Origin of the sequence: Amycolatopsis sp. NBC_00355 (assembly GCF_036104975.1) — a bacterium.
GTDB lineage: Bacteria > Actinomycetota > Actinomycetes > Mycobacteriales > Pseudonocardiaceae > Amycolatopsis.
In genome coordinates, this window is record NZ_CP107982.1 from 9,669,712 (window position 1) to 9,682,980 (window position 13,269).

The following is a 13,269-nucleotide window of genomic DNA, read 5'->3' on the forward strand; positions in this document are numbered from 1 at the left end:
CCGCGCGAGACGTGAAATGGCCTCAGGAACAGCCCGGGGTGGTCCTCCGGGGTCCGGTGTTGTCCGGACCATTCACGGCGCCCGACGGCCCGCTCGGCGGTCGTCCGTGGGCCGTCCGTGGGCCGTCCGTGGACCGGCCCCGGGTTGGACACGGTTCGGCGGATGCGAATTTTGCTCACATTCGGACAAGGCGTGGGCCGCGGGACCCCGGTACGAGGCCGGCCGTCGCCGCCCTGCCGGTGACTATCGCCCGGACGGCCGTGTCCGGCGGGGCTCAGGAGTTCTGCCGCTGCCCGAAGAGCGTCACGCCGACCGGCGGCAGGCCGACCACGCTCGCCATCACCTGGCAGAACGCCTGCCCGTGCGGCAGCAGCGCGCCGTCGGTGGGCGTCCAGGACGCCCGGACCTCGAGGTCGTCGGTGCGGGCCGACCCGGAGATGGCGCCGAAGCGGGCCGACGACGTCTCGGTGACCGTGCCGCCCAGCGCCTTCCAGCTCGCGCCGGAGACTTCGAGCGCGTCGGTCAGCCACGACCAGCCGACCTCGGGCAGGAACGGGTCGATCGCCAGCTCGCGGTCCAGCTCCGCGCGCACGTACATGACGAGGCGCAGGACCCCGTCCCAGCCTTCCTGCCCGTCCGGGTCGTGCAGCAGGACCAGCCGGCCCGAAGCCAGCACATCGGCGGGACCGGCGACCTCACAGCTCACCGCGTAGGAGAAAGGTGCGAGCCGCTGCGGCGCCCGCATCGGCTCCAGCTGCACCTCTCGGCGGGGCCGGACGGACTGCAGCGCCGCGACGGCTTCGCGGAAGAGCTCGGGCACTGGAGTCGTCGCGGTCACGCATCGACTTTAGGGCGGGCACGCCCTGTTGCGGGCGGAGGCGCGCCGAGAGAAGAGCCCCACCGGGCTCGTGGCACGATTGAAGACGATGTCTCCCACCACGCCTCTGCCGCAGCGGACCCCCGCGTCCGCCCGCCGCGAGCTGCCCGAAGCCCCGTTCCTGGCCGCCGCGCGCGGCGAACGCCCGGCGCACCCGCCCGTCTGGTTCATGCGCCAGGCCGGGCGATCGCTGCCCGAGTACCGCGCCCTGCGCGAGGGCGTGGCGATGCTCGACTCCTGCTTCGACCCCGAGATGCTCGCCGAGATCACGCTGCAGCCGGTCCGGCGGCACGGCGTCGACGCGGCCGTCCTGTACAGCGACATCGTGGTGCCGCTCAAGGCCGCCGGGGTCGACCTCGACATCGTCCCGGGCACCGGCCCGGTGGTCGGGACGCCGGTGCGCGACCTCGCCGCCGTGAAGGCCCTGCCGGAACTGACGCCGGACCAGGTCGAGCGGGTCGCCGACGGCATCCGGCTGCTGGTCGGCCGGCTCGGCGAGACGCCGCTGATCGGCTTCGCCGGCGCGCCGTTCACCCTGGCCAGCTACCTCATCGAGGGCGGCCCGAGCCGCAACCACGAGCACACCAAGGCGCTCATGCACTCCGAGCCGGCGGTGTGGCACGAGCTGGCCGGGCGGCTGGCCGACATCGCGCTGACCTTCCTGCGCGCGCAGCTCGACGCCGGCGTCGACGCGATCCAGCTGTTCGACTCCTGGGCGGGCGCCCTGTCCGAGCGGGACTACCGCGAGTTCGTGCTGCCGCACTCGGCGAAGGTCCTCGACGGCGTCGCCGGCTACGGCGTCCCCCGGATCCACTTCGGCGTCGGCACCGGCGAGCTGCTGCCCGCGATGCGCGACGCGGGCGCGGACGTCGTCGGCGTCGACTGGCGGATCCCGCTCGACGAGGCCGTCCGCCGCCTCGGCGGGCACGCGGTGGTGCAGGGCAACCTGGACCCGGCGCTGCTGTACGCGTCCTGGCCGGTGCTCGAGGCCGAAGTGCGCCGCATCGTCGAAGAAGGGCGAGCCGCCGACGGCCACATCTTCAACCTGGGCCACGGCGTGCTCCCGGGCGTCGACCCGGACGTCCTGACCCGCGTGGTCGGGCTGGTGCACGAGCTGTGAAGCGGGTCGCCGTCGTCGGGGCCGGCGTCTCCGGGCTGACCGCGGCGTACCGCCTGCGGCGGCTGCTCGGCGCCGACGTCGAGATCGTCGTGTTCGAAAAGACCCGGACCCCGGGCGGCAAGCTGCGCACGGCGGAGCTCGCCGGGGTGCCCTACGACGTCGGCGCCGAGGCGTTCCTCGCCCGCCGGCCCGAGATGCTCGGGCTGGTCCGCGAGCTGGGCCTCGACGTCGTCCACCCGACCGGCGCCCGCGCGAAGATCCACGCCGGCGGGGCCGTGACCGGGCTCCCGCCGGGCACCGTGATGGGCGTCCCGGCGTCGGCGGAGTCGGTGGCCGGCGTGCTGTCGGACGCGGGGCGCCGCGCGGTCGAAGCCGAGACGTCGCTGCCGGAGCTGCGGCTCCCGGGCGGGGACGTGCCGCTGGGGCCGCTGCTGCGCGAACGGTTCGGCGACGAGCTGGTGGACCGCCTGGTCGACCCGCTGCTCGGTGGCGTCTACGCGGGCGGAGCCGACGGTCTCGGCCTGCGCGCGACCATGCCGGGCCTGGCCGCGGCGGTGGCCGCCGGGGCGGGTTCGCTGACCGCGGCGGCCGCGTCCCAGCTGCCGGCGTCACCCAGCTCGGCGCCGGTGTTCGGGACGGTCCCCGGCGGTCTGGGCACGGTGATCGACCGGCTGACCGAGTTGTCCGGCGCCGACCTGCGCGCCGGGCTCCCGGTCTGCGACATCGAACGCCACGGCGCCGGCCGCTGGCGGCTGCGGATCGGCGCGGCGCCGACCGCGCACGCGCCCGCGGAGAACACGGTCGACGCCGACGCGGTGGTGCTCGCGGTGCCCGCGCCGTCGGCCCGCCGCCTGCTCGCGGACCTGGTGCCCGCGGCGTCGGCGGCGTTCGGCGAGGTCGAGCTGGCGTCGATGGCGGTGGTCGCGCTGGCGCTGCCGCCCGGCACGGAGCTGCCCCCGGCGTCGGGGATCCTGATCGGCCAGGGCGAGCGTGACGCGGCGGGCGTGCCGTACGCGGCGAAGGCCTTCACCTTCTCTTCGCGCAAATGGGCACACTTCGGCGCGGGCCCGGTCCTGGTCCGCGGCTCGGTCGGCCGCTTCGGCGACTTGGGCGCGCTGAAGGCGGACGACGTCGAGCTGGTCCGCGTGGTCCGCGACGACCTCGCGCGGCTGACGGGTATCACGGCCGAGCCGGTCGAAACGCTGGTGACGCGCTGGGGCGGCGGCCTGCCGCAGTACGGCACCGGGCACCTGGAGCGGGTCGAGCGCATCGAGAAGGCGATCGCCGAGGTGCCGGGGCTGGCCGTCGCGGGCGCGACGCTGCACGGCGTCGGCTTGCCGGCCTGCGTGGCGACCGCCGAAGCGGCCGCACACCGGGTGGCGGCGCACCTTTCCGCGTGAGTGCTCTCACCCCGACCCGTGGGGGCGGCCCGCGGGGCGCGGTGACAGGATGGACGTATGGCGCGGGTCAACTTCAACGAGCTCAACGACACCATCCGGTACACCACCTGGTCGGTCTTCCGGATCGAGCCCGGCAGGCTGGGTGAGGACCGCGGGACCGCCGGTCGCGAGACCACGGAGTACCTCGACGGGCTCGAGGCCAAGGGCGTCGTCGTCCGCGGGGTGTACGACCTCTCCGCCCTGCGGGCCGACGCCGACTACATGATCTGGTGGCACGCCGAGGAGATCGAGCAGGTCCAGGCCGCCTACGCCGGGTTCCGCCGGACGCCGCTCGGGCGCGCTTCGACGCCGGTCTGGAGCCAGACCGCGCTGCACCGGCCCGCCGAGTTCAACAAGAGCCACATCCCGGCGTTCCTCGCCGGGGAAGAGGCCCGCAAGTTCATCTGCGTCTACCCGTTCGTCCGCTCCTACGAGTGGTACCTGCTGCCGGAGAACGAGCGCCGCAAGATGCTCGCCGACCACGGCAAGGAAGCCCGCGACTACCCGGACGTGCGGGCCAACACCGTCGCGTCGTTCGCGCTGGGCGACTACGAGTGGATCCTCGCCTTCGAGGCCGACGAGCTGCACCGGATCGTCGACCTCATGCGCCACCTGCGCGGCACCGAGGCGCGGCTGCACGTGCGCGAAGAGATCCCGTTCTACACCGGCACCCGCGTGCCGCCCGCCGAGCTCGTCGCGGCGCTGCCCTAGTGACCGAGATCCTGGACGGCGTCTGGCACACCCTCACCGGGGAGACGCCGGGACCGGTCGAGCTGACCGGCGCCGAAGACGTGCTGCCCGGCCCGTACCGGGTGGCGGCGGCCGCGACGGCGTCCGTCGCCGCCGCGACCCTGGCCGCCGGCGAACTGCTGAAGCTGCGCGAGATCGACCCCGGCGTCGTCACGGCGGACACCCGCCACGCGGCGGCGGCGTTCGCAAGCGAAGCGTTCTCGCGCGTCGAAGGCGCCGAGCCGGAGTCCGTGTGGGCGCCGCTGTCGGGCAACTACCGCACGACCGACGGCTGGGTGCGCCTGCACTGCAACTACCCGCGCCACGAAGCCGCGGTGTGCTGGGGACTCGGCGTCCCCGGCAGCCGGGACGTCGTGACGAAGACGGTCGCCGGCCGCATCGCGCGCGAGGTCGAACACGCCGTCGTCAGCGCCGGGGGAGCGGCCGCGGAGCTGCGCTCGCCCGAAGACTGGGCCGCGCACCCGCAGGGCGAAGCGGTGGCTTCGCTGCCGCTGGTGGACCTGGCGCCGATCGGCGAAGCGCCGAAGCGGACGTTGTTCTACTCGGACCGTCCGCTGGGCGGCGTCCGCGTGCTGGAGCTGACCCACGTGCTGGCCGGCCCGGTGGCCGGGCGGGTGCTCGCCGCGCACGGCGCGGACGTCCTGCACGTCGGGGCCGCGCACCTGCCGCGCGTCGAGACGCTCGTGCGGGACACCGGACAGGGCAAGAAGTCCGCGTTCGTCGCCCTCGACACCGAGGGCGGCCGCGCGCGGCTCAAGAAGCTGATCAGCCGGGCCGATGTGCTCGTGCAGTCGTTCCGCCCGGGCGCCCTCGAGCGCATCGGGTTCGGCGCGGCGGAGCTGGCCGAGCTGCGGCCGGGCTTGGTGATCGCCGACCTGAGCGCGTACGGCTGGGAAGGCCCGTGGGCCCGCCGGCGCGGCTTCGACAGCCTGGTCCAGATGTCGAACGGCATCGCGTGGGGTGCGGAAGAGCCGTCGCCGCTCCCGGTCCAGGCACTGGATCACGGAACGGGCTGGCTGGCCGCGGCGGCGATCATGACGGCGGTGCGCCGCCAGGTCACCGACGGCGGCACCTGGCGCGTCCGGCTGTCGCTGGCGGGCACCGGACACTGGCTGGATTCCCTGGGACGCAAGGACCCTGCCGCGGCGGACACCGACTTCACCGACCTGCTGGAGGAAACGGACAGCGGCTACGGCCGGCTGACCCGGGTCCGCATGGCGGGCGGCCTGCCGGGCGCGGAACCCCACTGGGACTTCGGGACCCGCCTGCCGGGTGTCGACAAACCGACCTGGACCCCTTGACCTGACGGCAGAGCCCGCCCTCCCCGGGGGATGCCCCCGCAACCAGTTTACCGGCGTGGTCCGACAAAAAGCCTGGTCCGGGCCGGGTTGTCCACATCACGGCCGAGCTGTGGACAACCGGGTTCGGACCCAGCGCCCCAAAGTGGCGTTGGGTGCGGTGGACGCACCGAACGCCACATTGGGTGCGTGAGACGCACCGAACGCCATTGGGTGCGTTGGATGCACCGAACGCCATTGGGTGCGTGGGATGCACCCAACGCCGCATCGAGACGCTCGGGCTCAGCGGCGACGGAGGCGGGAAACCAAGCCCCGCTTGGGTTTCGGCAGGTGGCCCGCCTCGATCAGCCACGTGACGAACTCGTCCGCGTAAGCGTGCGAATGCTCCTTGGCCTTCTTCGGGCGGCCCGCCGCGAACTCCGCGAACAACGGCCCGTACCGCTCGCCCAGCGCCTCCGCCAGCTCCGGGCGCTGGTACGCCAGCACCTTGCCGTGCTTGCGGCGCAACACGTTCGCCTCCACCTTCAACCGTGAAGGGTCGAAACCCGGCGGGGGCTCGCCGCCGGCCAAGAGGGCGTGCAGCAGTTCGGCCTGCCGCCGCGCCAGCTCCTCGCGGCTCACACCGTCACCGCCGCCCGCAGCGCGGCCAGCTCCGCCGCCAGCTCGGCGTCGCTCGGGTAGTCGTCGTCGCGTTCCAGCAGGACTCCCGGCGGGTCCGTCCGGCGGCGGAGTTCCGACAACAGTGCCAGGACCTCCGGCAGCACCGGGTGCGCGTGCGTGTCGTGGTAGACGCCGTCGCGCTCGATGCCGCCCGCCATGTGCACGTACGCCAAGCGCTCCCACGGGATGCCGTCGAGGAACGCCGCCGGGTCGGTACCGATGTTGCGGGCGTTGGCGTACAGGTTGGCGACGTCGATGATCAGCCGGCAGTCCGTCCGCTCGGTCAGCTCGGTGAGGAACTGCTGTTCGGTCAGCTCACCGCCGGGCCACTCCAGCACCGCCGCGATGTTCTCCAGCGCGAACGGGACGTCCACAATGGACTGCGCGAGCCGGACGTTCGCGACCAGCACGTCCAATGCCTCGCGGGTGCGGGGCAGCGGCATCAGGTGCCCGGAGTCGAGGCCGCCCGCGCGCACGAAGCAGACGTGGTCGCTGACCAGCGGCGCGTCCAGCGCCCGCGCGACCTCCGCGAGGTGCTGGACGCGCCCGGTGTCGAGCGGCTCGGCCCCGCCGAGCGAGAGCGAGACGGCGTGCGGCAGCACCGGCAGACCACGTTTCCGCAGCGCGACGAGCGTCTCCGGGAGGTTGTCGTGGTGCAGGTTCTCGGCCACGACCTCGACCCAGTCCACACCCGGGAGCCGGGCGATGGACAGGTCGAGCTCGTGCCGCCAGCCGATCCCGATGCCGAGCTCACCCACCGCAGCCCCCGCCGCCGCAGCCACCGCCGCCACCGCACGAAGAACCGCTGCTGCACGACGACGAACTCGAACACGACGACCCACCCGACGACCCACCGCCGCCGAACGAGCCCGGGGGCGGCATCAGGGCCGCGCTCAGTTCCTCGTCCGGGTACATCGCCAGGCCGCCGAGGGCGACCGCGGCGACCGCGCCGCCGAGCAGTACACCACCCGCGAGGGCCCCGGCCGGCACCGGCCCGGACGCCGCCGCGCGCGCCTGGCCGAGCAGGCGGTTCCCCGCGGCCGACGGCTGCCGCATCCCGGCCTTGGTGCGCCGGACCGCGGCCACGATCGTCAGCACGGCCGCGATCAGCACCAGGAACACCAGGACACCGACCGGCCGGCCCAGTGAGATGCCGTTGAGCAGCCGGATCACGCCGAGCGCGAGCACGGCCAGCTGCAGGACCAGGCCGAACGTGCGGGCCTGGCGCCGTGCCGCGGCGGACGTCAGCAACCCCCGCTGGTCGAGGCCGTCCTCCAGGGCCTTCATCGCCGCGGAGCCGCGGACCTTCGCCCGGATCGTCGCGGTCGTCTTCAGCTGCGCGACGTCGGCGACCGCCCGCTCCAGCGGCTCGACCGGCCGGGCGCCGGCCTGGCTGATCTGCCGGTAGCTGTTGACGCGCAGCTGACCGCGTTCGACCAGCGCCGCGATCGCCGCGTCGGTCGCGCGGTCCGGGCCGCCGGCCAGGAACGCGAGCTGGTAGACGCTCGGTGTCGGGCCGGGCCGGGCGTTGTCGGCGCGCATCGCCCGGCTGGCCATGACGCCGGACACGACGAGCCGGATCAGCAGGACCGCGCCGAGCAGCGCGATGTACAGGACCACGAAATCGGGTCCGGAGATGCCCCACGGGTCGTCCATCGCTCGTCTCCCCTCAGTTGATGCCGGTTACCGTAGCTGTGAGACGCAGCAGGTCGCGTCGGCGTTTCAACCGCCGCAGCCCCCGCCGCCACCGCCGCCGCAGGAGCTGCCACCCCCACCGCCGCCGCACGAGCTGCCGCCCCCGCCGCAGGAGCTGCCGCCGTAGTAGCCGACGGCCGCGCCGCCCCCGGCGCTCGTCCAGCGTGAGCGGGCCGCCCGGCGGTCGTACGTCTTGGCGGCGGCGTGCGCGGCCTGGGTGACGGCCGCGCGGACGTCCTGGTCCGGGTGGGCGGCGAGGCCGCCGCTCGCGACGGCGCCGGTCGCGCCGGAGAGCAGCGTCCCGGCCCGGCGGGCCTCTTCGACGGCCGTCCGCCCGGCGACGGTGGCCTTCGCCTCCGGCGCGTTCGCGGCCCGCACGGTGACCGCGACCACCGCGACCACGTTCAGCACGAGCAGACCGAGCAGGTAGCCGACGGCGTGGCCGGTGCTCGCCCCGGCGACCAGCCGCGCGATGCCGAGCGCGATCAGCACCCAGTACGCAATCGACGTGGTGGTCCAGGTCAGCCGCAGTTTCCGCGTGTCGGCGAGCAGGCCGCGGCCGACCAGCCCGGCCGCCAGCTCGGTCACCGACCGGTGCTGGGAGACGGCTGTGCGCACCCGGTCGACCGAGCTGCCGGTCTTGCCGACGCGGTCGACCGCGATGCGGCCCAGTTCGTCCGCCGGCCGGCCCTTGACGCGGTGCAGCCGGCCGGTGCCGTCCATCCGGACGAGCTGCTGGTCCAGCAGCCCCGCGACGACGACTTCGCCGACGCGGTCGGGCCCGCCCGCCAACAGGGCCAGCTCTTCGACGCTCTGCGGTGCCCCGCCCGCGTGGCCGCGCGCCAGCACACTGGTGCGCACCACGGCGTAGAGCAGGGGAATGAGAAGCAGGCCCAGGTAGAGGCCCGTGAACAGCGGTCCGGGAATGCCCCACGTGTCGGTCATGACTCCGCCCTCCCTCATCCGTGTGCGGAGACTACGTTCGAGGAAGGGCGGAGGGTTGCCGGCTTAAGGAGGATTTAGGACGGCGATTTCAGGACGGCGATTTCAGGACTGCGGCACCAGCTTGAGCGAGATCGAGTTGATGCAGTAGCGCTGGTCGGTCGGGGTCGCGTACCCCTCGCCTTCGAAGACGTGCCCGAGGTGGCTGTGGCAGGAGCCGCAGAGCACCTCGATCCGCTTCATGCCCATGGCCCGGTCTTCGCGGAGCAGGACGGCGTCGGAGTCCGCCGGGTCGTAGAACGACGGCCAGCCGCAGTGGCTCTCGAACTTCGTGTCACTGCGGAACAGCTCGGCACCACAGGCGCGGCATGCGTAGACGCCGGTCGTCTTGGTGTCGGTGTACTCGCCGGTGAACGGCCGTTCGGTGCCGGCCTGGCGGAGTACGGCGTACTCCTCCGGGCCCAGCTCCGCCCGCCATTCCTGCTCGGACTTCACTACGCGAGGGGTGGCGCCGACAACGGGTTTCATACCTTTCACCCGATCCACGTTACGCCGCGAGCCACGCGAGGGCGTGCACCACGATGTCCCATGCGGCGACTATCACGCCGAGCACGATGAGGACCACGATCAAGGCCGACACCCAGTAGCGCAGCCCGCCGAGGCGGTTGCTGGAATCGGCGAAGTCGGCGACGCCGTCGAGAGCGGCTTCGATGGTGTAGTTCGGACCGGATCGCTCGATCCGGTCGAGGTGCTCGGCGAACGCGCGCGCCTCCGGGTCAAACGGGTCCAGCCCGACCAGGTCCTCGTGGAAGCGAGGGTTCCCGCCCGGCGGCGAAGCTCCGCTCTCGGCCATACCACCACGGTAGGCCATCGGACCCGCTCAGCCCACCAGCGGCGCGTTAAGTCTCACTGGCGGGAGGCCGAGCCGGGGAGCCTGGTGTCGGCGTCGATGAGCATCTGACCGCCGACCGTGACGATCCGGTAACCGCCGCGGACCCCGTTGACCGTCAGGTTCATCGTGATCGAGCCGTCGGAGTTGGCGCCGCCGCTGTCGGCGCGGGCCGTGCTGTAGCTGGGGGCCTTGTTGCTCGCCCAGTAGTCGGTGAAGGCCTGCTCGCTGCCGTACACCTGCTGCGCGGCCGGGGTGAGCTTCGACCAGCCGCTCGACGGGCTGTCGTAGAACGCGGTGAGCGCGCGGCCGGCGGCGCCGTAGTCGCTGATCTTGCCTTCCGGCGCGGTCTTGCCCAGATCCGCGGGGACGTTCGTGGCACTCTGCGCGCCGCTGCTGCTGCTCTTCGGCGCGGTACCGGGGGCGCTGGTCGCCGCGCCCGGGGACTGGGCGGTCTGGTCGCCGCCCGTGCCGCCGCCGCTGGAGTTCGCCATCAGGAAGACGATCACGGCGACCACGACGACCGCGGCACCCGCGCCGGCGAAGATCGCGTACTTGCGCTTGTTGTCCGGCTTGGCCGTGCCCGTCGAGTACTGCGGCGCCCTCGCCGACGGGGCCGAAGCCGCGGGCACCGGTCTGGGCGGGGTGTTCGGCGGCGCGGCCGGGGACCGCATCGGCATGAAAGCGGCGGTCGGGCGCGGCGGGTTCGACGGCGCCTTGCCCGCGCCCACCGGCGTGCCGGCCGGCGGCGACGAGGGCGCCTGCTGCTCGGAGCGCTGCCACGGCGGGCGGTCGCCGCTGTCCGCGGGGGGCGCGGCGGGCTTGCGGCCCCCGCCACCCGAGAGCAGCGGCGGTGACGCCGACATGCCGCCCGGTTCGGTCCGGGCCAGCGCGGCCAGCCGCTCGCGGGCCTCGGCCATGGACGGCCGCTCGCCCGGCTCGCTGCGCAGGAGGCTCATCAGCAGCGCGGTGGCCCCGCCCGCCTGCACCGGCGGGTTGATCTGGCCGTTCGCCGCCGCGTAGAGCAGCGCGAGCTGGTTGGTCGTGTTGCCGTAGGGCGTGGTGCCCTCGATGGCCTGGTAGAGGGTCGCGCCGAGGGCGAAGACGTCGGAGCTGGGCACCGGGTCGGCGCCGCGCGCCAGCTCGGGAGCCAGGTACGCGGGCGTGCCGCCGATCAGGCCCGTCGCCGTCAGCGTCATGTCGCCGGCCGCGCGCGAGATGCCGAAGTCGGTGATCTTCGCGGTGCCGGTCTCGTCGATGAGGATGTTGCCGGGCTTGACGTCGCGGTGGACGATCCCGGCGCGGTGCGCGGCGACCAGCGCCGACGCCACCTGCTCGCCGATCCGCGCGATCCGGCCGAGGGGCAGCGTGCCCTCCTCGGAGAGGATGGTGGAGAGGCTCGGCCCGTTGAGGTACTCCATCACCAGGCACGGGTCGCCGTTGTGCTCGGCGATGTCGAACACCACGATGGCGTTCGGGTGCTGGAACCGGGCGGCATTCTTCGCCTCGCGCATCGCGCGCTGGCGCATGTTGTCGCGCTCGGTCTCGGAGACGCCCGGCTGGGGCAGGATCTGCTTGATCGCCACGGTGCGCTCGAGGCGCACGTCGGTCGCGCGCCACACGACTCCCATGGCACCGCTTCCGATGTGCTCGACGAGGCGGTAGTGCCCCGCGATCAGCTGACCGGTGTCGATGGCGACTGCTCCTGACGAAATTCCCGGTGGTGGTGACCCTGCTCAGCGCGTATCCGCTTCGCGCACCCGATCGAGTGTAGCGGGCGGCCGGGTGCTGTTCGCGTCAGCCAGCCGGACCGGCGGGCTCCGGTTCGGGTACCGGTGCCACCGGCGACCGTTTCCGGAACACCCTGACCAGCCCGATCGCCCCGGCCAGCGCGAAGACGCCGTAACAGGCGAGCAGCGCGGGCGGCGTGTCGCCGGTCAGGACGTCCCCGAGCACGACCACCGCGACGGTGCCGGGCACGCTTCCCAGCAGCGTACCCGCCAGATACGGGGTCAGCCGTACGGACGACACCCCGCAGAGGTAACTGAAGGGCGCGAACGGCACTACGGGTATGAGCCGCAGCGACGTGATGGCCAGGACGCCACCGTCGGAGAGCCGGTCGTTGACCGCCCGCACCGACGTGCGGTGCAGGTGCCGGGTGACGAGGTCCCGGCCGAGCAGGCGCGCCAGCCCGAACGACAGGCCGGCCGCGATGGTCGTGGCGACCAGGCCGATCGCGATCCCGGCCGCGGTGCCGACCAGCAGGCCGGCGGCGAGGTTGAACACCGTCCGCGGGATCGGGATCACCGTGAGCAGCGAGTACGCGACGAACAGGACGAGCGGCGTGGCCGGGCCGGTGGCCGCCGCCCAGGCCCGCAGGTCGGCCGGACCCGGGATCGGCAGCAGCACCGCGGCCGCCGCGAACAGGGCGAGCACGGCGAGCGCGACGATCATCTTGGTGCGGCCGGACACCCGCTCAACGCTACAGCGTCGGTTTCCCGGTCGGCTTTCTCCCGAGGGTGACGGCATTCTCGCGGGAGCCGGGCGGCGCGATCACCGCTAGCGTGGCCGCATGCCCAAGCACGGTGACCCGGTGACCTACGACGTCGGCGGGCGCAACGTCCGCGTCTCGAGCCCGGACAAGGTGTACTTCCCGCAGCGCGGCATCACCAAGCGGCAGGTCGTCGAGTACTACCTGGCGGTCGGCGAGCCGCTGCTGCGCGCGATCGGCGAGCGGCCGACGACGCTGAAGCGCTACGTCGACGGCGTCGAAGGCGACTGGTTCTACGCCAAACGCCTGCCGAAGGGCGCGCCGGACTGGGTCGAGACCGCCGAGATCACCTTCCCGTCGGGCCGCAAGGCCGCGGAGGTGTGCCCGACCGAGCCGGCCGTGTTCGCGTGGGCGGCCAACCTCGGCACGTTCGACTTCCACCCGTGGCCGGTGCGGCGTCCCGACGTCGATCACCCGGACGAGCTGCGGATCGACGTCGACCCGCCGGACCGCGCCGGGTTCGCCGACGCGGTCGCGGTCGCCCAGGTCGTCCGCGAGGTGCTGGAGGCCGCCGGGCTGACCGGCTACCCGAAGACGTCGGGTGGCCGCGGCGTGCACGTGCTGGTCCGGATCCGCCCGGAGTGGGACTTCGTCCAGGTGCGCCACGCGGTGATCGCGCTGGGCCGCGAGGTCGAGCGCCGGATCCCGGACCGGGCGACGATCTCGTGGTGGAAGGAGGAACGCGGCGGCCGCGTCTTCCTCGACTACAACCAGGCGGCCCGCGACCGCACGGTGGCCTCGAGCTGGTCGGTCCGCGGCACCCCGCGCGCGACGGTCTCCACCCCGCTGACGTGGGACCTGCTGCCCGAGGTCGACGCGGACGACTTCGACGTCCTGACGGTCCCGGCCTTCCTCACCGAACACGGCGACCTGCACGCCCGCATGGACGACAAGGCGTTCGGCCTGGAGACGGCGCTGGAGTGGTACGAGCGTGATCTGCGCGACCACGGGCTCGGGGACCTGCCGTACCCGCCGGACTACCCGAAGATGCCGGGGGAACCGAAGCGGGTCCAGCCCAGCAAGGCCCGCCCGGAGCCGGAAGCCTGAC

At 73.5% G+C, this 13,269-nt stretch carries 14 protein-coding genes; 5 read left to right on the plus strand and 9 right to left on the minus strand.

Annotated elements, in window-relative coordinates; all coding sequences use genetic code 11:
- Positions 1-274: 274 nt before the first annotated feature.
- A complete protein-coding gene (locus tag OHS18_RS44970; RefSeq protein ID WP_328458675.1) occupies positions 275-838 on the minus strand; it encodes a DUF3000 domain-containing protein in 564 nt (187 codons plus the stop codon).
- Positions 839-926: 88 nt separating this feature from the next.
- Here OHS18_RS44970 and hemE point away from each other — a divergent pair, with 88 nt between their 5' ends.
- From hemE to OHS18_RS44990, 4 genes are read left to right on the plus strand one after another with little or no spacing between them, the layout of a single operon-like run.
- The gene (hemE, locus tag OHS18_RS44975; protein ID WP_328458673.1) at positions 927-1,997 is read left to right on the plus strand and encodes a uroporphyrinogen decarboxylase; all 1,071 of its coding nucleotides are present in this window, start codon (positions 927-929) and stop codon (positions 1,995-1,997) included.
- Complete coding sequence (gene hemG, locus OHS18_RS44980; RefSeq protein WP_328458671.1) at positions 1,994-3,397, plus strand: protoporphyrinogen oxidase; 1,404 nt, start codon at positions 1,994-1,996, stop codon at positions 3,395-3,397. Before hemE ends, hemG begins: the two co-directional genes overlap by 4 nt.
- A 57-nt stretch (positions 3,398-3,454) precedes the next feature.
- On the plus strand, positions 3,455-4,147 hold the full coding sequence (hemQ, locus tag OHS18_RS44985; RefSeq protein ID WP_328458669.1) for a hydrogen peroxide-dependent heme synthase: 693 nt from the start codon (positions 3,455-3,457) through the stop codon (positions 4,145-4,147).
- Positions 4,147-5,487: a CoA transferase gene (locus tag OHS18_RS44990; RefSeq protein WP_328614910.1), complete on the plus strand. Its 1,341-nt coding sequence runs from the start codon at positions 4,147-4,149 to the stop codon at positions 5,485-5,487. The genes hemQ and OHS18_RS44990 overlap by 1 nt, the downstream gene beginning before the upstream one ends.
- Positions 5,488-5,766: 279 nt before the next feature.
- Here the strand turns inward: OHS18_RS44990 and OHS18_RS44995 are convergent, their stop codons facing one another.
- The 8 genes from OHS18_RS44995 to OHS18_RS45030 all read right to left on the minus strand — a co-directional run bounded on the left by OHS18_RS44995 (position 5,767) and on the right by OHS18_RS45030 (position 12,142).
- Positions 5,767-6,105 (minus strand): hypothetical protein, encoded by a 339-nt coding sequence (locus OHS18_RS44995; protein WP_328614911.1) that lies wholly within the window; start codon positions 6,103-6,105, stop codon positions 5,767-5,769.
- Positions 6,102-6,902, minus strand: a complete 801-nt coding sequence (locus OHS18_RS45000) for a DUF692 domain-containing protein (RefSeq protein WP_328458995.1) — start codon at positions 6,900-6,902, stop codon at positions 6,102-6,104. The genes OHS18_RS44995 and OHS18_RS45000 overlap by 4 nt, the downstream gene beginning before the upstream one ends.
- Positions 6,895-7,800, minus strand: a complete 906-nt coding sequence (locus OHS18_RS45005; protein WP_328614912.1) for a TIGR04222 domain-containing membrane protein — start codon at positions 7,798-7,800, stop codon at positions 6,895-6,897. Before OHS18_RS45005 ends, OHS18_RS45000 begins: the two co-directional genes overlap by 8 nt.
- A 66-nt stretch (positions 7,801-7,866) precedes the next feature.
- Positions 7,867-8,784 carry a TIGR04222 domain-containing membrane protein gene (locus tag OHS18_RS45010; protein WP_328614913.1) on the minus strand — a complete coding sequence of 306 codons (918 nt, stop codon included), beginning with the start codon at positions 8,782-8,784 and terminating at the stop codon, positions 7,867-7,869.
- A gap of 102 nt (positions 8,785-8,886) precedes the next feature.
- Complete coding sequence (gene msrB / locus OHS18_RS45015) at positions 8,887-9,309, minus strand: peptide-methionine (R)-S-oxide reductase MsrB (RefSeq protein WP_328458659.1); 423 nt, start codon at positions 9,307-9,309, stop codon at positions 8,887-8,889.
- Positions 9,310-9,328: 19 nt separating this feature from the next.
- Positions 9,329-9,634: a hypothetical protein gene (locus tag OHS18_RS45020; RefSeq protein ID WP_328458657.1), complete on the minus strand. Its 306-nt coding sequence runs from the start codon at positions 9,632-9,634 to the stop codon at positions 9,329-9,331.
- A gap of 53 nt (positions 9,635-9,687) precedes the next feature.
- Entirely contained in the window at positions 9,688-11,349 is a 1,662-nt protein-coding gene (locus tag OHS18_RS45025) for a serine/threonine-protein kinase (protein WP_328458994.1), read from the minus strand.
- 118 nt (positions 11,350-11,467) lie between these two features.
- A complete protein-coding gene (locus OHS18_RS45030; protein WP_328614914.1) occupies positions 11,468-12,142 on the minus strand; it encodes a TVP38/TMEM64 family protein in 675 nt (224 codons plus the stop codon).
- A 100-nt stretch (positions 12,143-12,242) separates the two neighbouring features.
- Between OHS18_RS45030 and ligD the strand changes: the two genes are divergently transcribed.
- Positions 12,243-13,268 carry a non-homologous end-joining DNA ligase gene (gene ligD / locus OHS18_RS45035; protein WP_328614915.1) on the plus strand — a complete coding sequence of 342 codons (1,026 nt, stop codon included), beginning with the start codon at positions 12,243-12,245 and terminating at the stop codon, positions 13,266-13,268.
- Position 13,269: the final 1 nt, after the last annotated feature.

Bases quoted from the DNA above. Each gene is read 5' to 3' on its own strand.
- OHS18_RS45005 (WP_328614912.1), bottom strand. From the start codon at position 7,800: ATGGACGACCCGTGGGGCATCTCCGGACCCGATTTCGTGGTCCTGTAC.
- ligD (WP_328614915.1), top strand. From the start codon at position 12,243: ATGCCCAAGCACGGTGACCCGGTGACCTACGACGTCGGCGGGCGCAAC.
- OHS18_RS45010 (WP_328614913.1), bottom strand. From the start codon at position 8,784: ATGACCGACACGTGGGGCATTCCCGGACCGCTGTTCACGGGCCTCTAC.
- msrB (WP_328458659.1), bottom strand. From the start codon at position 9,309: ATGAAACCCGTTGTCGGCGCCACCCCTCGCGTAGTGAAGTCCGAGCAG.
- hemE (WP_328458673.1), top strand. From the start codon at position 927: ATGTCTCCCACCACGCCTCTGCCGCAGCGGACCCCCGCGTCCGCCCGC.
- OHS18_RS45020 (WP_328458657.1), bottom strand. From the start codon at position 9,634: ATGGCCGAGAGCGGAGCTTCGCCGCCGGGCGGGAACCCTCGCTTCCAC.
- hemQ (WP_328458669.1), top strand. From the start codon at position 3,455: ATGGCGCGGGTCAACTTCAACGAGCTCAACGACACCATCCGGTACACC.